This window comes from Alteromonas macleodii ATCC 27126 (genome assembly GCF_000172635.2).
Lineage (GTDB): Bacteria > Pseudomonadota > Gammaproteobacteria > Enterobacterales > Alteromonadaceae > Alteromonas > Alteromonas macleodii.
In genome coordinates, this window is sequence record NC_018632.1 from 3,250,800 (window position 1) to 3,271,576 (window position 20,777).

The window sequence follows — 20,777 nt, forward strand, 5'->3', positions numbered from 1 at the left end:
TTGTAAGACAGGAGAACTCCTCTACCATGTCCCCCTCATCTTCAGGAAGCGGTACTTCTAGATCGTTGACGTCTAACAAGGTTAATTCAACGGAAACGGCTTCAGCACCAGCTTTAGCAATAAAACCAACGCAGATTGCGCTGTCGCAAACCATACAAACAGGCGTTTCTAATGAAGACATGCAGGCCCGCGCTCAGCTTAGAAAAAAGCTTCGCGAGGCACGCCGAGGGTTAACTAACCAGCAACATACGGACGCCGCTAAGCGCATTGCTTCACGACTACGTACACTGCCCTTTCTTGATAACAGCACGACCATAGCCGGATATTTGGTTAACGATGGCGAGGTCAATTTAACCTATTTTATCGAGTCTATTTGGCAGTCTTTACATGATAAAAAATTCGCTCTACCTGTATTACACCCCGTATGTAAAGGACATTTGTTATTTTTGTCTTATACCCAGCACTCTCAATTGGTGAAGAATAAGTACAACATTGAAGAGCCAGTATTGTCGTGTAAAAACGTCGTTCCTGTTAGGCAATGTGACGTTATTCTTATGCCGCTTGTAGGGTTTGATGTAAACGGCAATCGCCTGGGTATGGGGGGCGGCTACTACGACCGAACTTTGAGTTTTACCCAACGCGCGCCAGATTCACATTCATTTTCGGGTAGTAAAGCGCCCAAGTTAGTGGGTATTGCCCACGACATTCAAGAAGTAGATGCTCTGCCCGTTGCACCATGGGATGTCCCCCTTGATGCCATCGTGACGCCCTCGCGCACACTGCAACTCACTAAACCGTGATAGTCATTATAACAAATTGAACATACGTACTTGTGGGTTCACGTTCGCTTATAAGTTACACTTGCGAACACAATAAGTCGGAGAATGACCATGGATCAGAACGCAAAAAAACAAGCCGTAGCCAAAGCAGCCATCGAATATGTTGAAGCAGACAGCATTGTCGGTGTGGGTACAGGTTCTACCGTAAATTTCTTTATTGAAGAACTCGGTAAAATTAAACACAAAATTGAAGGTGCAGTATCAAGTTCAGAAGCCTCTACCGAGCGTTTAAAAGCCTTAGGCATTGAGGTATTCGAGTTAAACGAAGTCAGCAATCTATCGGTTTATATCGACGGTGCCGATGAAGTGACCGAACACAAGCATATGATTAAAGGCGGAGGCGCAGCACTCACTCGCGAGAAAATTGTAGCCGGTGCGGCGACCACGTTTGTGTGTATTGTTGATGAAAGTAAGCGCGTTCCTGTATTGGGCTCGTTTCCCCTTCCCGTTGAAGTTATTCCCATGGCTCGCTCTTTCGTAGCACGAGAGCTAGTAAAGCTTGGTGGCGATCCTGAATATAGACAAGGTGTTGTCACCGATAACGGCAACGTTATTTTAGATGTTCACAACCTTGAGATTCTGAATCCTCGTGAGCTAGAACAAAAAATAAATAATATTCCTGGCGTGGTCACGAACGGCATTTTCGCACTACGAGGCGCGGACATAGTGCTAAGTGCTACAGATAGTGGTGTTGAAACCTTTAAGTGATAACTGAGTAAGACGTATAGTGCGGTGAAAAGCTATACAAAATACTACTTTCAACTTAACGCGTTTTCTGTTAGTTTCCGTTTAGACGTCTAGATGTCCTTAAAAGAAGTTCACTAAGCGTCTCAACTTTTACGTTAGTTAAGGCCAATTCCTTAATAACGAAAGCAATCAACGTGATTATAAAAGCTTGGTAGCAATAACGCCCAAGCAAGGCTTTCAGAGCTGCAAAGCGATGTCGTTGCAGCGCAGGTTATACACAGCTTTGTGTTTCATACTGGCAGGTTTCTGAGAGTCTTGGATTGGCGGTGCAAGCAAACCAAATTACATCAGTGAGAGATAGCGAGTTCATGAGCAAAGTTTCATTAGAGAAGGATAAGATCCGAATTTTGTTGTTGGAAGGTGTTCACCAAAGTGCTTTGGAGACACTAAAAAGCAATGGGTATAGCAATATTGAATTTCTCAAGACCTCTCTTCCTGAAGACGAGTTAATTGAGAAAATTAAAGACGCCCACTTTGTTGGTATTCGCTCGCGTACTCAAATTACAGAGAAGGTAGTTGAAGCAGCACAAAAGCTTGTGGCTATCGGTTGTTTCTGTATTGGCACCAACCAAGTTGATCTTGAAGCCACCCAACGCCGCGGCATTCCCGTGTTTAACGCGCCATTTTCCAACACACGTTCGGTTGCAGAACTTGTACTTGGCCAAATTATCCTTTTACTTCGCCAGGTGCCGAGTAAAAATGCCAAGGCTCACCGCGGAGAGTGGGAAAAAACGGCAGTCGGCTCATATGAAGCCCGTGGTAAGACACTTGGTATCATTGGTTATGGTCATATAGGCACACAGCTGAGTATTCTTGCTGAACACCTAGGTATGCGCGTTCAATTTTTCGATATCGAAGACAAGCTTGTGCTAGGTAATTCTGCCCAAGTAAAATCGCTTGAAAAGCTGCTTAATACCTCTGACGTTGTTTCACTTCACGTTCCTGAAACACCACAAACTCAAGATATGATTGGTGAAAAAGAACTGTCTCAAATGAAGAAAGGCAGCATTTTGATTAACGCGTCTCGCGGTACTGTGGTAGATATCGATGCGCTTGCGAAGGCATTGGGAAGCGGCCAACTAAACGGCGCTGCTATTGATGTATTCCCGGTTGAGCCTAAATCTAATACTGAAGAATTCGAGTCGCCGCTTCGCGCGTTCGATAATGTCATTCTGACCCCGCATGTGGGCGGCAGCACGCAAGAAGCGCAAGAAAATATTGGTATTGAAGTGGCGGGTAAACTCGCGAAGTACAGCGACAACGGTTCAACGCTGTCAGCCGTTAACTTCCCTGAAGTGTCACTGCCAGAACATACTGGTCGTTCACGCCTACTTCACGTACACAAAAACCAGCCAGGTATTCTTACTCAAATTAACCAAGCGTTTGCAGAAAAAGGCATCAACATCGAAGCCCAGTACCTACAAACTAACGCAGAAATTGGTTATGTAGTAGTTGATGTTAAAGAAGACCGTGGTTATGAAGCACTTGCAGAGCTTCAGCAAATTGATGGCACAATTAAGACACGTATTCTTCACTAAGAAGAGTTGTTTTAAGACTAAATAAAAACGCTGCACAATGTGCAGCGTTTTTTTATGCCTGTGATTTTACTTCAATGCGTTGAAGTGCCCAGCCCTACTTCAGTGCGCTGAGCATATAAGGTAGGCTTAGAAGAAGTTGTAAACTAAGCTAACTGCAGTTTCTGTGTCTAGTTTTTCAACGTCGTCGTCAACATTGGTGTTGTGATCAAGTTTGAAAGAAAGACGCATTGAAAGGTTACCGCTGATTGTAGCTGTAAGTGCAGACTCAGCACGAGATTTCGTGTTGTCAGAACCCACTTCGGTACTCACTGTTTGCGTAAATTTAGCGGTATCTGAAATTTTCCAAGAATAAGCTGATGACGCACGAACGATTACGCTGTCAAGATCTTCGCCATCCTGAGTTTCGATGAATGAGTAACCAGGACCGATTGAATATTCAAGGGTGTGGCGCTTGTTCTCAAGTACTTTTTGGTTCCAACCCGCCGCAATAGTTGATTGGTAATTAAAGTTACTAAAGCGGTCGTCTTCATATGAAGCGAAGCCGAATAAACGGTTATCAGGATTTTCTAGTTTGTAGTTACCCTGGGCTGAACCAAAGAACTTCTGTGCAGAAGTAAACTCGATATCTTCTTGCTCGCCTGCATCATTTTCTTGTTGAACAGTTTCCTGTTTGTACAGACCTTTTAAAACGTAGTCGTTACTCCATTTTTCAAGCTCTTGGTGAGCCTGTATACCCGCACTGATTGACGTGGTTTCAGTGTTACCTGAAGTCGAAATAAAACCTAGTTCGCCTTCCATTGTAAAAGGCTTAACTTCATCGTCTTGAGCGAAAGCGGCTGGAGAAAGAGAAATTGCAACTAAAGATGCAAGCACTTGCTTTTTCATTGAACAATCCTATTGATTATCGGTCCATTCGTTGTACTCGATACCTTTTGAACTGCAAGGCGGTACAACACGAGTTTTAAAAGAGATCTGCTAGACAGTGCCGCGAGACAGCAAGCACTGCAAACAATGGTGCGCAGTGTACATTTTCAAAGCTCTCAGTCAATGCGAACACGGTAAAAAGCCAAAGATAACCCGTTAATTTACACTAATTGACTAAAAAAACTGATAGACCAGCGCCACGGAGGTCTCTGTGCTTAAGGCTGCGACATCTTCGGCGGTGTCTGTTTCATGGTTTAGTATGAAGGATAACTTCATCGCCAGTGAACCGAATACGTTGGCTGAAAGCGAAGTTTCTGAGCGCGATTTCATATTTTCTTCACCCGCCTCAGTGCTAACAAACTGCCTTAACTTGGCGCCTGAGCTCCAGTGGTATTTGTATTCGGCGGACGCTCTTACAATGATGCCATCGTTGACTACGCTTTCATTATCTTCTTCAGCTTCAATAAAACTGTAGCCAGGACCAATGCTATAGCGAAACTCACTGTCTTCACTGCGCCAGAGGCGCTGAGACCAGCCTGCGGCCAGCGAAGCACGGTGATCGTAACCGGTAAATTGATCGTCTTCGTAATCACCGTACATAAAAAGACGGCGACCAGGCGTCATTAGTTTATAGTCGAACTGCGCGCTAGTGAAAAAGCGCTGGGCGCTGATGTCCCGCTCTGTTGTTGGCGTACCGCTTTCTTTATAGAGCAACTCTGCGAAGTAGATACTGCTCCAATTTTCTGTTTCATGGTCCGCATTGACCGCGGCTTTCACGCTGGCAGCTGAGGTGTTTCCGGTGTTTACAAGTACACCTAGTTCACCGTCTAGCGTAAAACGAGGAATTTCATCATCGGTGTCGGGCGTGAAGTCTGCGTGATAGAGGGTTTGTATAAGATCCCTCGCACTTGCGTGCACACACACGCAGCAACAAACAATGCCAACAACAATGCTTGGCCGGAAGATTTTTTTGAACATAATCTGATTTACGTTGAGCTTTATAGTTTTTAGATTACGTCTTAGTACGACGCTTGTTATACCAATCCTCTGGATGAGCTTTACTACATTTTGCTAATTATCAGTAAAGTAACGGAGTTGTTGCACCGAAAGCTCAGTGAATAAGCGACACAATTTTTGCCGTTTCTTGTTCGGCGTATTCAATTGAATTACTTATCACTTCCATGTTGAGACTTACTGTATTGGCTATCTCAGGGGTAAAAAGTTCAATGTCAGCGTAACTTTCTTTATTTAACTGACTTACCGTAATTCGATTTGCTAAACACAGGACGCAGATATCTACATCGGATTTATGTTTAGCTTCATCATTCATGAACGTTACCGGATAGTACAACCCAATAGGTAAGTGCCAATTTTCTAGTATGATACCGCTGCATTGAGCAAACGTAAAACCGAAATGCTCCAACTGATTAACGTGCGGTAACGCGTTCGTCTCAGCATTCAGGTATGACTGATAGCGTTTAGTTTCTTTCTTGGCCACGACCAGCTCACTTAAGTTTTGCAATATACCCATTACAAAGAAGCGTTCTGCTCCGCGCACGTTAAGTCTCATCGCAAGACTTTTGGCCACCATGCCGCAATACACTGATGCATACCAATGTTTGTCTAAATTTATTAGCTTAGCATCAAAGCGTTTAAATGCTGTGCTGGCAGTTTCTGCAATTACCAAGTTATACAGGGCTTCGCCTCCAATCACACTGATTGCTTTGGCAACAGATTCTACTTGAGAAGGAAACCGAAACAGCGAGCTATTCGCCAGCCTTAGTACCTTCGCGGTAAGAGAGGGATCAGCACTTATAAGCTCGCCAATATCCTCGGCGCTGGAACGGGGATCGTCTAATGTTGAACGCAGGCGCACGCAAATATCCGGTAACGTAAATGATTTCGCGGCATACGAAACATACTTATCTAACGACATCTAGAAACTCTCAGTCTACTTTTTACAAACTCAAGGCCGCTTATTCTGAACTTGGCGGATCATCAAACAGCGTGAACTGCCCAATTGATTCCCCCAGCTCTTTTTGCTGTTGCTTGCGAGCGCGCATTAGCACCGCTTTTTTGCGCCGAGCACAGGCGCTGATTATTTTACGTTTAGTTGCATCATCAACCTTAAGCCAGTACAGGCGCTCGTCGCGACTTCGATAGCACCCTTTACAGAACCCCCTTGGACCTGACTCACACACACCAATGCATGGGCTTGGAATTTCAAAAAACTCCAGCTGTTGGGATTGTGATTTTTGTTCCGTCATGTCAGTGGCATAACCTTCAAAAGGTGAAACGAATACCACTTGGGCTGCATTTTCAAGCAAGCAACAGTGGCCACGCTTTAGCTTTATCAATATAAATTAAAACGCATACTCCAACATCTAGCCACTAGACATTAGCAGTAAGGCATTCCAATCTTCTAAGCCACGCTGCTTTAAAACTAAGCAATTCGACTCGCAGGCCTTTTCGATATGACAAAGCATAGCACGAAATACGGCCTGTTGACTGCTATACCATGTTCGAAAGCCTGATGCGCTAGTCGATAAGTGTGTATTCGATTGTAGAAACCACGCGCACTTTCTTTATATGTGGATGATGACTGTCGCGACTAGAAATACTGAACTGCCCTTGGTTAGCGCGCTTAATTTTGCCCAAAGTACTTTTTGAATCTTTGGCAAATTTTTCCGCAACCTCTCTCGCATTGAGCGTAGCTTCTTCAATCATTTCCGGCTTTACTTCGTTTAAGCGGGTAAATACATAGTCGGGCTGAGCGCGGTAGCTTTGGTCTGATAATACAATACCAGTTTTAATTAACTCCCCAATTTGCTGCATAAGCGCTCGCACCTTTTCAACATCATTTGAAAAGACAGTAACGGTTTGAATGGCACTGTAGCGAAATGGCGCTTTTTCACTACTTCCATATTGTTGTGCCAATTTGTCATTTATTTCTGGCTTTCCAATAGTAATGCTTTCTGCTGAAATGCCCTTCTCTTCTAAAAAGTTAGCTACCTGAAGGCTATTCTTTTCAATATGTTCATACAGTTGAGGTAAGTCATTGCCCGCGTCGACAAATTGAATAGGCCAAATAACCTGATCAGCAATGTATTCTCGCTCTGACAATCCTTTTACGGTTACTACTCTATCCCACGTTTGCATATCGTTCATGGCAGAAGACACCTGAACACCAAGCAAAGACACAGCAACCACCATGCCCATCGCCATTACTATCGCCGCACCTATTTTCATTCGAATCTCCATTCTTTCTGTTTTCAACAGGATACAAGCGAATATAAGCTTTTCGGTTTCACAAAACGAGATAAATGCTGACCAATGGTGGCAAAAAAAAGGCCACTCAAATGAGTGGCCTAAAGAGCCCCTTAAGAGGGCAACGCTTGGGTAGACGGGAGAGTTAACCTTTACGCTGTATCAGGTAATAAAATACCGGAGTTAAGATAAGTCCAAATACGGTAACACCAATCATGCCTGAGAATACTGCCACACCCATGGCCTGACGCATTTCAGAGCCGGCACCGGTTGATACCGCCATTGGCAGCACACCCATGATGAAAGCAATGGATGTCATTAGTATTGGACGAAGACGTAAGCGACTTGCTTCTTTAATGGCTGAAAGCGCGTCCATCCCCTTGTCTTGTAGCTCTTTTGCAAACTCGACAATAAGAATGGCGTTCTTCGTTGCAAGGCCAACCAGTACAATCAAACCTATTTGGGTAAAATATTGTTGTCGCCGCCATAAACTTGCACACCAATAAGCGCGCTCAGCAAGGTCATGGGAACAATCAATATGATTGCCAGTGGCAAACGCAGGCTTTCGTATTGCGCAGCCAGTACTAAGAACACTAAAAGCACAACTAATGGGAATACAAACGCCGATGCATTGCCCGCTAATATTTGCTGATAGGTGATCTCAGTCCACTCGTAAGTCATGCCAAGTGGTAACGTTTCAGCCAGAATTTCTTCAATAGCTGCCTTCGCTTGGTCAGAAGAATAGCCTGGCGCTGCTGCACCGTTTATTTCAGCGGTGACGTATCCGTTATAGTGCATAACACGGTCAGGGCCTGCACTGTGCTCAATGTTCAAGAATGAGCCAAGCGGGATCATCTCACCTTGTGCATTACGCACTTTAAACTGCGTAATGTTCTCAATGTCCTGACGGTATTGGGCATCAGCTTGTACATTTACTTGGTAAGTTCTACCGAACAAGTTGAAGTCGTTCACGTATAACGAACCTAAGTAGCCCTGCATGGTGGTAAACAAGGTATCGATGTTTACACCTTGGCTCACCGCTTTTTCACGGTCTACATCTACATCGAGCTGAGGTACAGCAACAGTGAAGCTGGTAAATGCATCGGTAAGCGCTGGGTGTGCCCACGCTTTGCCAATCACTTCTTGCGTTACGCGCTCAAGTTCTTCAAAGCCTAGGTTTCCTCTGTCTTCAACCTGTAAACGGAAACCACCAATCGTGCCTAACCCCATTACTGGTGGCGGCGGGAATATTGCCACAAAGGCACCTTTAATAGACCCAAAGTTCTGGTTAAGCTGGGCAGCAATGGCGCCACCAGATAGATCAGGCGTCGTTCTTTTATCAAAGTCAGTCAGCGTTGCAAACAACACGCCTGAGCTTGGACTATTGGTAAACCCGTTAATATTCAAGCCAGGGAATGCAATTGCATCTTCAACACCAGGGTGTTCCATAGCAATACGAGACATTTCACGGATCACTTCTTCAGTTCTGTCTAAGCTTGCTGCATTAGGCAGTTGAGCAAAGGCGACCAAATACTGCTTATCTTGCGGCGGAACATAGCCTGTTGGTGTATTGGCAAACTGGAAGTAAGTGAGCCCTAACAGACCCGCGTAAAGCACCATGATGATACTGCTCTTGCGGATAAGCCCACCCACAGCACCAGTGTAGCGCTTTGAGTTACGGTCAAAGAAACGGTTAAACGGTGAAAATACAAAGCGGCCAAACACTTTATCCATTAAACGGGTTAACCAGTCATTCGCTTTACCGTGAGGTTTTAACAGCAATGCAGATAATGCAGGGCTAAGCGTTAACGAGTTAATTGCAGAAATTACCGTAGAGATAGTAATTGTTAGCGCAAACTGCTTATAGAACTGCCCAGTAAGACCGCTCATGAAAGCAGTAGGTACGAATACCGCAGCAAGTACCAGTGTTGTGGCAATGATAGGACCGGTTACTTCTTTCATTGCTTGTACGGTGGCTTCAAACGGCGCTTTGCCTTCAGAAATATTACGCTCTACGTTTTCGACAACAACGATAGCGTCGTCTACTACAATACCGATTGCCAACACAAGACCAAACAGCGACAGTGCATTCAGCGAGAAGCCCATTAGCTGCATAAAGGCGAACGTTCCCACAAGTGAAATAGGTACTGCAACGAGTGGGATAATAGACGCACGCCATGTTTGTAAGAACAGTACAACAACAAGTACAACTAACAATACAGCTTCAAGAAGTGTACTAATTACCGCTTCAATCGAACCGCGAACAAATACGGTAGGGTCGTAGGCAATTTCGTATTCAAGGCCTTCAGGGAACGCCTTAGACAGTTCCGCCATACGAGCGCGAACGTCATCTGAAATTTGGATTGCATTAGAGCCTGGTGCTTGGAAAACCGGCACCGCTGCCGCAGGGTTATTGTTAATAAGTGAACGCAGTGCATAAAACTCTGAACCTAGTTCGATACGCGCAACGTCTTTAAGACGGGTTATTTCACCATTCTCACCCGACTTAACAATAATATTTTCAAATTCGGCTTCATCTTTTAAACGGCCGCGCACATTGATAAGCAGCTGAAATTCGCTGGTACCCGTAGGCTGTGCACCAAGGCTACCTGCCGCCGCTTGCTGGTTTTGGTCGGCAATAGCTGCTGCCACATCGCCAGGGTTTAACTGGAGCGCAGCCAGTTTGTTAGGGTCTAACCATACTCGCATGCTGAATTCACCAGCACCGAACAGGCGCACTTGCCCAACGCCATTGATTCGCGCTAGCTCGTCTTTAACAAACTGATCAGCATAGTTTGAAAGATAAAGCATGTCATAACGATTATCAGGCGACGTCAGGTGCACTACCATGGTTAAATCTGGTGACGATTTTTCAGTTACCACACCTAAACGCTGTACTTCTTGAGGTAAACGCGGTGTCGCGCGATTTACACGGTTTTGTACCAGCGTTGTGGCTTCATCTGGATCCGTACCAATGGCAAACGTAATTGTTAGTGTCATACGGCCATCACTGGTTGCCTGTGATGACATATACAGCATGTTTTCAACACCGTTAATTTCTTGCTCTAGCGGCGTTGCAACTGTTTCGGCGATAACTTCTGGGTTTGCACCGGGATAATTCGCAGTTACCACCACGGTAGGCGGCACTACTTCTGGGTATTCAGTGATAGGTAGTTGCCAGACAGCAATTGCACCACCTATAAAAATAAGTAGGGAAAGCACGCCCGCAAAAATCGGGCGGCTAATGAAAAACTGCGAAATGTTCATTACTTAAGACCTGCTGTTGCTGTACCTGTGGCAAATGAACCACCAGATAAAACATCCTCATACTGCGCCATGTTTTGGGTTACTTGTGTTGCATTATCAACACGTGACTGCCAGCTAGATAAGTTTGCCAAAGCATCTTCATCACCCATAGGCACTTCGTTAGCGGCAACTTGGGCACCAGGGCGAACGCGCTGTAAGCCATCAACCACAATGGTGTCGTTTACATTCAAGCCGCTTGTGATGATGCGCATGCTGCCCACTTTGTCGCCTAGCTTAACCGCACGGTATTCCACTTTACTTTCGTCGTTTACAACCAGTACAAACTTATTATTAAGATCTGTGCCGATAGCTTTTTCTTTAATAAGAATGCCCTGTTCATCGGTGTCACCTGCCAATTTTAAGTGTGCAAATAATCCCGGAATTAAACGACCTTCTTCGTTATTAAATACGGCGCGAACGCGAAGTGTGCCGGTGCTACCGTTAACCTGGTTGTCGATGAAATCAATTTGACCCCAGTGGTTATAATCAGACTCGTTAGCAAGGCGCATCGCTACTGGCTGCTCGCTCACTGCTGTTGAAGCCGCTGATTTATCGGTTAGATAGTTTAGGTAGGTCTGCTCATCAATATCGAAATACGCATATAAACGGTCGGTCGATACGATGCGAGTCAACTCTGTTTGTCCTGCGGTAACAAAGTTACCTTCAGTGATGTTTGCTCGAGAAATACGTCCAGAAATAGGTGCTTCAACACGAGCAAAGCCTCGATTTAGGCGCGCTACTTCAAGTGCGGCTTGCGTTTGGTTTAAGCTCGCAAGCGCTTGGTTTTTCTCAGCTAAACGGGCATCAAGAACTTCTTCAGAAACCGCCTGGGTTTTACGAAGTTTAAAAGCACGGCTATAGTTTTGCTCAGCCAACTGAACGCGACTTTTGGCTTCTTCAAGCTGTGCAGTCAATCGATCAACTTCTGCTTTAAACGTGCGGTTATCAATTAAGAATAGGGTTTGTCCTTGTTCGACATATTCGCCTTCGTCAAATGCAACAAAGTCAATATAGCCCGACACGCGAGGGCGAAGCGCAACAATTTGCGGAGACTCTAAACGACCTGTAAAATTATCCCACTCGGTTAAACGCTGAGACACTACCGTTGCCACATCAACAGGAACACCAGCATTTGCGCCAGCGCTCATTGATTGGCTTGGATCCTGCTCGTCACCACCGCATGCAGCGACAAGCGCAGTTAGGCTTACTATTGCCAATAAACGGGTAAAAGTTTTCATTGCAAGATTCTCTTAAAAATTAAACTAAAGTTTGATGCTGTGCATTATGCATCGCCACCAACAATAAAAATAATTATCTTTTTATATGCAACACATCACATGATGTTATATATTAAAGAACGGGCTGACAGAGACAACTGCTTTTAAAAATTTAGAAGGATGGTTTCGCAGAGAAAATGAGAATAACCGTATAAAAAGCGAGAGCTTAGAGAAATCAACGGTTACAGCGATATAGTGTACCAGTGTCGCTCGTCGCATTCATTTGGAAAATAAATGCTTTTAGCTATAACCTATAACTAAACTATGTCAGTTAAATTACATAGCCAAAAACGAAGTAAACGGCAGCTTTTTTCATTGTTCGATAGATGAAAGTAGACTGTCCGCAAAAGACACCGGAGACAACCATGCGTCCACATGATTTAAATTTATTGATGATTTTTGATGCCATCATGACCGAGGGTGCAATTACCCGCGCAGCTGACAGGCTGTCGATGACGCAACCTGCGGTATCTAACGCACTTTCTCGTATGCGCACAGCTTGGAAAGATGAACTGTTCGTTAAAGACGGCCGCGGTATTCAACCTACCTCATTTGCTAAAAATTTATGGAGTCAGATTCAGGGCCCTTTAGGCGAGCTCGAAGTCGCCGTTAACCCAACTGACTTTAACCCTGCAACGGCTAAGCGTACCTTTCGTATAGCTGCAACTGACAGCATCGTTTCTATGGTGTGGGGGCCGCTCCGCAAAGTTATTGAGAATGAAGCGCCTGGTATTAACATCCATGCCATTCCTAATTACGACATGGAAACCGATAAAATACTCAAAGATGCTGAAGCAGAGCTCACTTTCTCTAAATATCAGGAGCCTGGCTCTGTTATTCGTGCCGAACATGTTCTCGATCCAAGCTGGGTTGTGGTAATGCGCCCCGATCATCCATTAGCAAAATCTCAATTGACCTTAGAAGACTTTGTTGCGGCAGACCACCTTCTAGTTTCTGTTACAGGTGATGTGACTGGCCCTACAGATCAGGTGCTGGCGAATTTAGGCCTTAAGCGCCGCGTGGCAATGTCAGTAAACCAGTTTTATAACGCTACACCGTTATTAAAAGAGAGCAACCTTATTTGTGTAGCACCATCTTTGGTAATGGAAAAAGAAATTTTCTCAGGGGAATTGGCGGTATTTGAAACGCCAATAGAAATTGTCAGCTCTCCGCTGTCTGTAATGTGGCACAAACGTCAGGATCAAGACGCGGGCTTACAGTGGCTTAGAGGTCTCGTAGTTAGATTTATTCGCGAGCGCGTACAACGTCATGAAATGCTGCTCTCTCAATGCTGTAGAAAAGCCTATTGCGCCGAAACGGTTAAGCGCTTTATGGACCAGCGCAATATGGACTGTGAAGAATTTACGCCAGCGCATTTGAAAACGCCCAGCAATGATGAAATGGACGAAGAACGCGACACTGTAGCGGTTGGAAAAGAAACGGCTTAATACCAGTCTGCCTAGATAACTAACCACTCAGCGAGACTTAACATGTTCGTCATCGCGCTGTGCTATCGCAGGTAAAGTGGTTCTAAAACATTCAAAGCCCTAATAAAAAAACCGCTCAATGAGCGGTTTTTTCGTAGTTCGAACAAAGAAGCTAATTTACTTCTTTTTCTTTGCTTTCGGGTTTGGTAGGTCAGTAATACTTCCTTCGAAGATTTCAGACGCAAGACCAATTGATTCGTTAAGCGTTGGGTGAGCGTGGATAGTCAATGCTACGTCTTCAGCGTCAGCACCCATCTCAATAGCTAGGCCGATTTCGCCAAGCATTTCGCCCGCGTTGGTACCTACCATAGCACCACCGATTACGCGGCCCGTTTCTTTTTCGAAAATCATCTTAGTCATACCGTTAGTTGCATCAGATGCAATTGCACGGCCTGAAGCAGCCCATGGGAACGTTGCTGTTTCATAGCTTACGCCCTGCTCTTTCGCTTCTTTTTCAGTTAGACCAACCCAAGCAACTTCTGGCTCAGTGTACGCTACTGAAGGAATAGCACGTGGGTCGAAGTAATGCTTCTGTCCAGCAATAACTTCTGCAGCAACGTGACCTTCGTGAACCGCTTTGTGCGCAAGCATTGGCTGACCTACAAGGTCACCGATTGCGAAGATGTGGTCAACGTTAGTACGCATTTGCTTATCAACGTTGATGAAGCCACGCTCGTCAACGTTTACGCCAGCTGCATCTGCGCCAACTAGCTTACCGTTTGGCTTACGACCAACAGCAACAAGTACTTTGTCGTAGCGCACTGGCTCAGCAGGTGCGTTCTTACCTTCAAATGTTACGTACAAGCCATCGTCTTTTGCTTCAACCGCAGTCACTTTGGTTTCAAGCATGATGTTAAACTTGTCTTTGTAGTCTTTCATGAACACTTTCATGATGTCTTTGTCAGCTGCTGGAATTAGCTGATCTAAGAATTCAACTACATCAATGTTCGAGCCAAGTGCTTCGTACACAGTACCCATTTCTAGACCGATGATACCACCGCCTAGTACTAGCATTTTCTCTGGAATGTCTTTCATTTCCAGTGCGCCAGTTGAGTCGATTACACGATCATCTTCTGGGATGAACGGTAGGCTTACTGGCTCAGAACCCGCAGCGATAATCGCTTTCTCGAAAGTAATAGTAGTAACGTCGTCACCATTTTTTACTTCTAGGGTGTTTGCGCCTGTAAATTTACCGAAGCCTTGTACATGCTTGGTTTTACGCATTTTAGACATACCGCTAAGGCCATTTGTCAATTGCTTAACAACGCCGTCTTTGTATTCGCGGATTTTATCTAAATCGATGGTAGGCTCGCCAAACGATACACCGTGGCTAGCAAGGTGCTTCGCTTCTTTCATCACTTTAGCAACGTGAAGAAGGGCTTTTGAAGGGATACAGCCAACGTTAAGACAAACACCACCAAGCGTGTCGCGAGAGTCTACGATAACTGTTTCAATACCTAAGTCAGCCGCACGGAATGCTGCTGAATAACCGCCAGGGCCGCCGCCCAGTACCACCAATTGCGTTTTAATTTCGCTCATTGTGAACCTCAATCCTGTTCTTGTAGGGTCATGCTATTACTTTTGTGTAATAGCATAACCTAAATGCCACCAAATGGGCTTATAAAATCGTCGAAAATGTTACTGATATTGTAAACTTTTTCGACCTTTTATTTAAAGTATGATTCTGCGTAAGTCAGTTAGGTTTGCAGCAACCTCAGTAGAGAATCTTGCACCTACCGCACCATCGATGACTCGGTGGTCGTATGACAGGCTTAGCGGCACCATTAAGCGCGGCTCAAACTCTTTACCATTCCACTTAGGCTTCATCTCAGACTTAGACACACCTAATATGGCGACTTCTGGTGCATTTACAATAGGCGTAAACGCCGTGCCACCAATACCACCTAGACTAGAGATGGTGAACGTTCCACCCTGCATGTCAGCCGCTTTAAGCTTGCCTTCACGGGCTTTCTTAGAGGTGTCAATAAGCTCTTGAGACAGCTGCTCAATACCTTTCTTATTCACGTCACGAATAACAGGTACAACAAGGCCTCCCGGTGTTTCAACCGCAATACCAATGTTGATAAACTTCTTAATGATTAAGCTCTCACCATCGTCAGACAGTGATGAGTTGAATACTTCGTATTTCTCAAGCGCTTTCGCTACCGCTTTCATAACGAATACTAGTGGTGTGATCTTAAGACCAGACTTAATTTTCGCGTGGTAAGCATTTTGCTCTTTACGGAATTCTTCAACTTCAGTGATATCTGCTTCGTCGAACTGCGTAACGTGCGGGATAGTCGCCCAGTTACGGTGTAAGAACGGTCCAGAGATCTTTTGAATTCGAGAAAGCTTTTGTTCTTCAATCTCACCAAACTTGCTGTGATCAACAGGCTTAACCGGAACGATTTGAAGTACGTTGTCGCCCACAGGCGCACTACCTGAAGCTGCTGCTGTGCGAGGTTTCGCAAGCTCAGCTTTCACATAGGCTTGAACGTCTTCTTTCAAGATACGGTTTTTAGGACCAGAGCCGTTAACTTGAGTAAGGTCTACACCAAACTCACGAGCAATACGGCGAACCGAAGGAGAAGCATGTGCTTTACCTGTATTCTTGGCTTCTGGCGCTGGGGGCACAGGAGAGCGACCTTGCGAGGCTTCCTGCTGTGACGCTTGTTGAGTCTCTTCTTGCTGTGAGTCTTGTTTAGTCTCTTCTTGCTTAGGCGCTTCAGCAGGCTTTTCAGCTGCACTTGAAGACGAACCACCGCTGGTCTCAAGCTTAACAACCAAGGTGCCTTGCTTAACTTTGTCACCCGCTTTGATAAAGACTTCTTTAATCGTACCTGCATGTGTTGAAGGCACATCCATAGTCGCTTTATCAGTTTCTAGCGTGATAAGACCGTCTTCTTTTTCAACGGTATCGCCAGCTGATACAAGTACATCGATAACGTCAACTTCACCGTCTTCACCAATGTCTGGTACAGCAACTTCGATAGTCTCGCTACCTGAAGACGCGGCTGGTGCTGACTCTTGCTTTGCACTTTCCTGCGCAGCCGGTGCAGATGCTTCAGAAGAAGCATCGCTAGACGCCGATTCACTTGAAGACGAGCCTGAGCCCGCTACTTCAAGCTTGATCACTACCGTACCTTCTTTCACTTTATCGCCAGTACTGATGAATACTTCTTTCACCGTACCTGCGTGTGTTGAAGGAACGTCCATGGTTGCTTTATCGGTTTCAAGGGTAATTAGCCCATCTTCTTTTTCAATGGTGTCGCCCACTGAAACCAATACGTCGATTACGTCTACTTCGTCGTCAGAACCGATATCCGGTACTGCAACTTCAATCACTTCGCTGCTGCCAGACGCAGCTGGCGCTGCTTCTGACTTGCTTTCGTCTTTTGGTGCTTCTTCTTGCTTAGGTGCATCTTCTTTAGAAGATTCATCTGAAGCGTTTTCTTCAGACGCGCCTTTATCGGCACTGTCACCATTGGCAACTTTCATTTCACCAATCACATCGCCTTCTTTGATTTTATCGCCTACTGATACAGTTAGGCTTACAATCTCACCTTCAAACGGTGCTGGGATGTCCATTGACGCCTTGTCACTTTCAACAGTAACAACGCCTTCATCAGCCTCAATGTTGTCGCCTACGGCAACACATAGCTCGATAACTTCAACTTCGTCACCGCCTACGTCGGGTACGATAATCTTTTGAATATCTGACATATGTAAAATACCTTATCTGGCTTACGCGTAAAGTGGGTTAAGTTTTTCAGCGTTAATTTCAAAACGCTTAATGGCTTCTGCTACCACTTTCTTCTCAACGTCACCGCGCTGAGCCAATTCGTAAAGTGATGCCACCACAATGTATGACGCATTAACTTCAAAGTGAGTACGCAAGTTTTCACGGCTATCGCTTCGACCGAAACCGTCTGTACCTAGGCAGCGGTATTCAGTTTCGATGAACGCACGTACTTGGTCTGAGTAGTTCTTCACATAGTCAGTGGCAGAAATCGCAGGACCTGCGTCTTTCGTAATTACCTGACCAATGTAAGGTACTTTTTGCTCAGCTTCTGGGTTTAGCATGTTCCAGCGTGCTACGTCTTGACCTTCACGCGCTAGCTCGTTGAACGAGGTTACTGAGTAAACGTCAGAAGATACGTTGTAGTCGTTACAAAGAATCTGCGCCGCTTTACGCACTTCGTTCAAGATAGTGCCTGAGCCCATCAACTGAACATTCAGCTTAGACTTGTCATTTTCAACGCGCTCTAGCTTGTAAATGCCTTTAATGATCTGTTCAGCAACATCATCACCTTCTGGCATTGCAGGGTGCTGATAGTTCTCGTTCATCAATGTTAGGTAATAGAAGATATTCTCGTTATTACCGTACATGCGACGTAGACCGTCTTGAACGATAACTGCTACTTCGTAACCATACGTTGGGTCGTAAGTAATACAGTTAGGAATTAGGTTCGCTTGAACATGCGAGTGGCCGTCTTGGTGCTGTAGACCTTCACCGTTAAGTGTGGTTCTACCCGCAGTTGCGCCTAAAAGGAAACCACGTGCTTGGCTATCGCCTGCTGCCCATGCCAAGTCACCAACACGTTGGAAACCAAACATCGAGTAGTAGATGTAGAACGGAATAGTGGTAGCGTTACACGTTGAGTAAGACGTACCCGACGCAACCCACGATGCCATTGCACCTAGCTCGTTAATACCTTCTTGTAATACCTGACCTTTCTTATCTTCGCGATAGTAAGCGACTTGGTCGGCATCTTGAGGTACGTATTTCTGGCCTTCATTGGCGTAGATACCTACCTGACGGAATAAGCCTTCCATACCGAATGTACGGGCTTCATCAGGAATAATTGGCACAATACGCTTACCAATTTTCTTATCTTTTAATAGCGCGTTAAGTACACGTACAAACGTCATGGTTGATGATACTTGACGATCGCCTGACCCTTTTAAGATAGCGTCGAATGCACTTAGCTCAGGAATTTCAAGCTGTTCTTCAGCCTGTTCACGGCGAGAAGGCAAGTAACCGCCTAGAGCTTCACGACGCTCGCGAAGGTACTTCATTTCTTCGCTGTCTTCGTCGAACTTGAAGTAAGGTAGGTCAGCAATTTTCTCGTCTGCTACTGGAATATTGAAACGATCGCGGAACGCTTTGATTGAATCAACGTCCATTTTCTTAACGTTGTGCGCTACGTTTTGTGCTTCGCCTGATGCACCTAGACCGAAACCTTTAACCGTTTTAGCAAGGATTACCGTTGGACGTCCTTTCGTATCAATGGCTTTCTGGTAAGCTGCGAATACCTTAACTGGATCGTGACCACCTCGGTTCAAGCGCCAGATATCGTCGTCAGACATGTTCGCTACAAGTGCCGCTGTTTCAGGATACTTGTTGAAGAAGTTTTCACGGGTGTACTTGCCGCCTTTGGCTTTACAGTTTTGGTATTCACCGTCTACCGTTTCGCCCATAAGCTGGATAAGCTTGCCAGATTTATCACGAGCCAGTAGCTCATCCCAGTAGCTACCCCAAATAACTTTCACAACTTCCCAGCCAGCGCCGCGGAATGTGCCTTCAAGTTCTTGGATAATTTTGCCGTTACCACGTACCGGGCCGTCTAGACGTTGAAGGTTACAGTTGATAACAAACGTTAGGTTGTCTAGGCCTTCACGAGAAGCAAGACCAATTGCACCCAAGCTTTCTGGCTCATCACACTCACCGTCACCCATGTAGCAGTAAACGCGCTGACCTGAACAGTCTTTGATACCACGGTTAGTTAGGTACTTAAGGAAGCGCGCTGTGTAGATAGCTTGAAGTGGACCAAGACCCATAGATACGGTTGGGAACTGCCAGTAGTCTTTCATCAAGTGAGGGTGTGGGTAAGACGACAGACCATCGCCAGCACACTCTTGACGGAAGTTGTTTAACTGCTCTTCAGTTAAGTTGCCTTCCATATATGAGCGCGCATAAATACCTGGAGAAATATGGCCCTGAGCGAAAATAAAGTCGCCGCCTTGATTTTCGTTAGGCGCTTTGAAGAAGTGGTTAAAGCCAACATCGTAAAGCATAGCCGATGATGCGAAGCTACCAATGTGGCCACCAAGCTCTAGGTCTTTTTTAGATGCACGCAATACAATCATCAATGCGTTCCAACGAATCGCCGCACGGATGCGCGCTTCGATGGTCAAGTCGCCAGGCATTTTTGGCTCTTGCGCTGCTGGGATAGTATTGATGTAGGCAGTAGTTGCGTCATACGGTAGATGCGCTCCGCTGCGACGTGCTTTATCAATAAGTTTTTCGAGTAAATAGTGGGCGCGTTCTACGCCTTCCTCTTCTAAAACCGACTCAAGCGCATCAATCCACTCTTTAGTTTCTTGAGGATCTACATCTTGGTGCATCATATCAGACATGGTGCCATCCTATTTTTTGCTTATATAGAAAATCCTCCCTTAGCATTGCCTCTACTCTTAAAGGCGCTAAAAGAAGGAAAACTAAATTACGTTGTACTCACAGTGACCCAATCTGGCTCACCTGCTTTTGCAGTGGCACAGGAAAAACCTGACCGGCCTCTGCGAATGAATAGCTATCTAGCTCTTATCTTATAAAAGGTCAGACTAGTAACTAAATCTCTAATCGTCGCAATGCGCGCTGTACGCGGGTATCGCGTTGATTAATGGTTAATAGCGTTTTTTCAATAAACGCCAAATGCGTATTACATGCCTGACGCGCAGCTTCAGGGTCGCGAGAAGCAATGGCTTCTACAATTTCACGACGCTGCTTAGCAATGTCTTCCACCGCTTCAGGGTGCGCTGCCAGCATGTCAAAGTTTCGTTCAATATTGTCCACCAGCATGCTTTGCATGGTGCTCATTACGTGCAACAACACCATATTGTGTGATGCTCTTGCCATAATGATATAAAACTGTCCTAGCGCCTCAGCTTGGGCACGCTTGCTTTCGTGAGCTTTAGGCGTAGGTACGTCGTTCAATGCTTGCTTCAATGCGTTGTAATCTTCAGGTTGACCACGAAGTGCTGCATAGTACGCCGCCATCCCTTCAAGCGCATGACGAAATTCAAGCAAATCAAATTGAGTTTCAGGACGCTGGCTAACTAAGTCCATTAGGGGGTCTGTCATGGCTGAGTTAAGGTTGCGGTTAACAAACGTACCGCCGCCTTGCTTACGTTCTACCAACCCACGTGCCTGTAAATTACCAATGGCTTCCCTAAGCGAAGGTCGCGATACATCAAATTCAAGCGCAAGCTCTCTCTCTGGCGGTAATTTCTGACCAGCCAATAACGTACCGTCGAGTATCATTGACTCGAGTTGCTCGGTAATCACATCAGAGAGTTTTTTTCGCTGCTGCCGCATGCGCGCTACGTATC

General features: G+C 45.5%; 14 protein-coding genes and 1 pseudogene. 4 read left to right on the forward strand and 11 right to left on the reverse strand.

Going from position 1 to position 20,777, the window contains the following annotated elements; translation table 11 throughout:
- Positions 1–26: 26 nt before the first annotated feature.
- From MASE_RS13915 to serA, 3 genes are all read left to right on the forward strand, one after another.
- Entirely contained in the window at positions 27–800 is a 774-nt protein-coding gene (locus tag MASE_RS13915) for a 5-formyltetrahydrofolate cyclo-ligase (RefSeq protein WP_232362770.1), read from the forward strand.
- Between the two features lie 90 nt (positions 801–890).
- Positions 891–1,547 carry a ribose-5-phosphate isomerase RpiA gene (gene rpiA / locus MASE_RS13920; RefSeq protein WP_014950385.1) on the forward strand — a complete coding sequence of 219 codons (657 nt, stop codon included), beginning with the start codon at positions 891–893 and terminating at the stop codon, positions 1,545–1,547.
- 347 nt (positions 1,548–1,894) lie between these two features.
- Positions 1,895–3,124 (forward strand): phosphoglycerate dehydrogenase, encoded by a 1,230-nt coding sequence (serA, locus tag MASE_RS13925; RefSeq protein WP_014950386.1) that lies wholly within the window; start codon positions 1,895–1,897, stop codon positions 3,122–3,124.
- Positions 3,125–3,250: 126 nt separating this feature from the next.
- On the opposite strand, the gene MASE_RS13930 is transcribed toward serA, so the two are convergent.
- From MASE_RS13930 to MASE_RS13960, 7 genes and pseudogenes are all read right to left on the reverse strand, one after another.
- Entirely contained in the window at positions 3,251–4,009 is a 759-nt protein-coding gene (locus tag MASE_RS13930) for a DUF481 domain-containing protein (RefSeq protein ID WP_014950387.1), read from the reverse strand.
- A gap of 213 nt (positions 4,010–4,222) precedes the next feature.
- Positions 4,223–5,026, reverse strand: a complete 804-nt coding sequence (locus MASE_RS13935) for a DUF481 domain-containing protein (RefSeq protein WP_014950388.1) — start codon at positions 5,024–5,026, stop codon at positions 4,223–4,225.
- A gap of 133 nt (positions 5,027–5,159) precedes the next feature.
- Positions 5,160–5,984 carry an HDOD domain-containing protein gene (locus MASE_RS13940; protein WP_014950389.1) on the reverse strand — a complete coding sequence of 275 codons (825 nt, stop codon included), beginning with the start codon at positions 5,982–5,984 and terminating at the stop codon, positions 5,160–5,162.
- Positions 5,985–6,024: 40 nt separating this feature from the next.
- Positions 6,025–6,315 (reverse strand): DUF1289 domain-containing protein, encoded by a 291-nt coding sequence (locus MASE_RS13945; protein WP_041693829.1) that lies wholly within the window; start codon positions 6,313–6,315, stop codon positions 6,025–6,027.
- A gap of 271 nt (positions 6,316–6,586) precedes the next feature.
- Positions 6,587–7,297, reverse strand: coding sequence for an SIMPL domain-containing protein (locus MASE_RS13950; protein ID WP_014950391.1), 711 nt, complete (start codon positions 7,295–7,297; stop codon positions 6,587–6,589).
- A gap of 163 nt (positions 7,298–7,460) precedes the next feature.
- Positions 7,461–10,582: pseudogene (locus MASE_RS13955) on the reverse strand (efflux RND transporter permease subunit).
- The gene (locus MASE_RS13960) at positions 10,582–11,859 is read right to left on the reverse strand and encodes an efflux RND transporter periplasmic adaptor subunit (protein WP_014950392.1); all 1,278 of its coding nucleotides are present in this window, start codon (positions 11,857–11,859) and stop codon (positions 10,582–10,584) included. The pseudogene MASE_RS13955 and the gene MASE_RS13960 overlap by 1 nt, the downstream one beginning before the upstream one ends.
- 404 nt (positions 11,860–12,263) lie before the next feature.
- Between MASE_RS13960 and MASE_RS13965 the strand changes: the two genes are divergently transcribed.
- Positions 12,264–13,346 (forward strand): LysR family transcriptional regulator, encoded by a 1,083-nt coding sequence (locus MASE_RS13965; RefSeq protein ID WP_014950393.1) that lies wholly within the window; start codon positions 12,264–12,266, stop codon positions 13,344–13,346.
- Positions 13,347–13,502: 156 nt separating this feature from the next.
- On the opposite strand, the gene lpdA is transcribed toward MASE_RS13965, so the two are convergent.
- From lpdA to pdhR, 4 genes are all read right to left on the reverse strand, one after another.
- Positions 13,503–14,924, reverse strand: a complete 1,422-nt coding sequence (gene lpdA, locus MASE_RS13970; RefSeq protein WP_014950394.1) for a dihydrolipoyl dehydrogenase — start codon at positions 14,922–14,924, stop codon at positions 13,503–13,505.
- 132 nt (positions 14,925–15,056) lie between these two features.
- A complete protein-coding gene (aceF, locus tag MASE_RS13975) occupies positions 15,057–17,108 on the reverse strand; it encodes a pyruvate dehydrogenase complex dihydrolipoyllysine-residue acetyltransferase (RefSeq protein WP_014950395.1) in 2,052 nt (683 codons plus the stop codon).
- 21 nt (positions 17,109–17,129) lie between these two features.
- Complete coding sequence (gene aceE / locus MASE_RS13980; protein WP_014950396.1) at positions 17,130–19,805, reverse strand: pyruvate dehydrogenase (acetyl-transferring), homodimeric type; 2,676 nt, start codon at positions 19,803–19,805, stop codon at positions 17,130–17,132.
- A 211-nt stretch (positions 19,806–20,016) separates the two neighbouring features.
- Entirely contained in the window at positions 20,017–20,763 is a 747-nt protein-coding gene (pdhR, locus tag MASE_RS13985) for a pyruvate dehydrogenase complex transcriptional repressor PdhR (protein WP_014950397.1), read from the reverse strand.
- Positions 20,764–20,777: the final 14 nt, after the last annotated feature.

Coding starts and splice junctions, on each gene's coding strand:
- MASE_RS13915 (WP_232362770.1), top strand. CDS start 27: ATGTCCCCCTCATCTTCAGGAAGCGGTACTTCTAGATCGTTGACGTCT.
- rpiA (WP_014950385.1), top strand. CDS start 891: ATGGATCAGAACGCAAAAAAACAAGCCGTAGCCAAAGCAGCCATCGAA.
- serA (WP_014950386.1), top strand. CDS start 1,895: ATGAGCAAAGTTTCATTAGAGAAGGATAAGATCCGAATTTTGTTGTTG.
- MASE_RS13930 (WP_014950387.1), bottom strand. CDS start 4,009: ATGAAAAAGCAAGTGCTTGCATCTTTAGTTGCAATTTCTCTTTCTCCA.
- MASE_RS13935 (WP_014950388.1), bottom strand. CDS start 5,026: ATGTTCAAAAAAATCTTCCGGCCAAGCATTGTTGTTGGCATTGTTTGT.
- MASE_RS13940 (WP_014950389.1), bottom strand. CDS start 5,984: ATGTCGTTAGATAAGTATGTTTCGTATGCCGCGAAATCATTTACGTTA.
- MASE_RS13945 (WP_041693829.1), bottom strand. CDS start 6,315: ATGACGGAACAAAAATCACAATCCCAACAGCTGGAGTTTTTTGAAATT.
- MASE_RS13950 (WP_014950391.1), bottom strand. CDS start 7,297: ATGAAAATAGGTGCGGCGATAGTAATGGCGATGGGCATGGTGGTTGCT.
- MASE_RS13960 (WP_014950392.1), bottom strand. CDS start 11,859: ATGAAAACTTTTACCCGTTTATTGGCAATAGTAAGCCTAACTGCGCTT.
- MASE_RS13965 (WP_014950393.1), top strand. CDS start 12,264: ATGCGTCCACATGATTTAAATTTATTGATGATTTTTGATGCCATCATG.
- lpdA (WP_014950394.1), bottom strand. CDS start 14,924: ATGAGCGAAATTAAAACGCAATTGGTGGTACTGGGCGGCGGCCCTGGC.
- aceF (WP_014950395.1), bottom strand. CDS start 17,108: ATGTCAGATATTCAAAAGATTATCGTACCCGACGTAGGCGGTGACGAA.
- aceE (WP_014950396.1), bottom strand. CDS start 19,805: ATGTCTGATATGATGCACCAAGATGTAGATCCTCAAGAAACTAAAGAG.
- pdhR (WP_014950397.1), bottom strand. CDS start 20,763: ATGCGGCAGCAGCGAAAAAAACTCTCTGATGTGATTACCGAGCAACTC.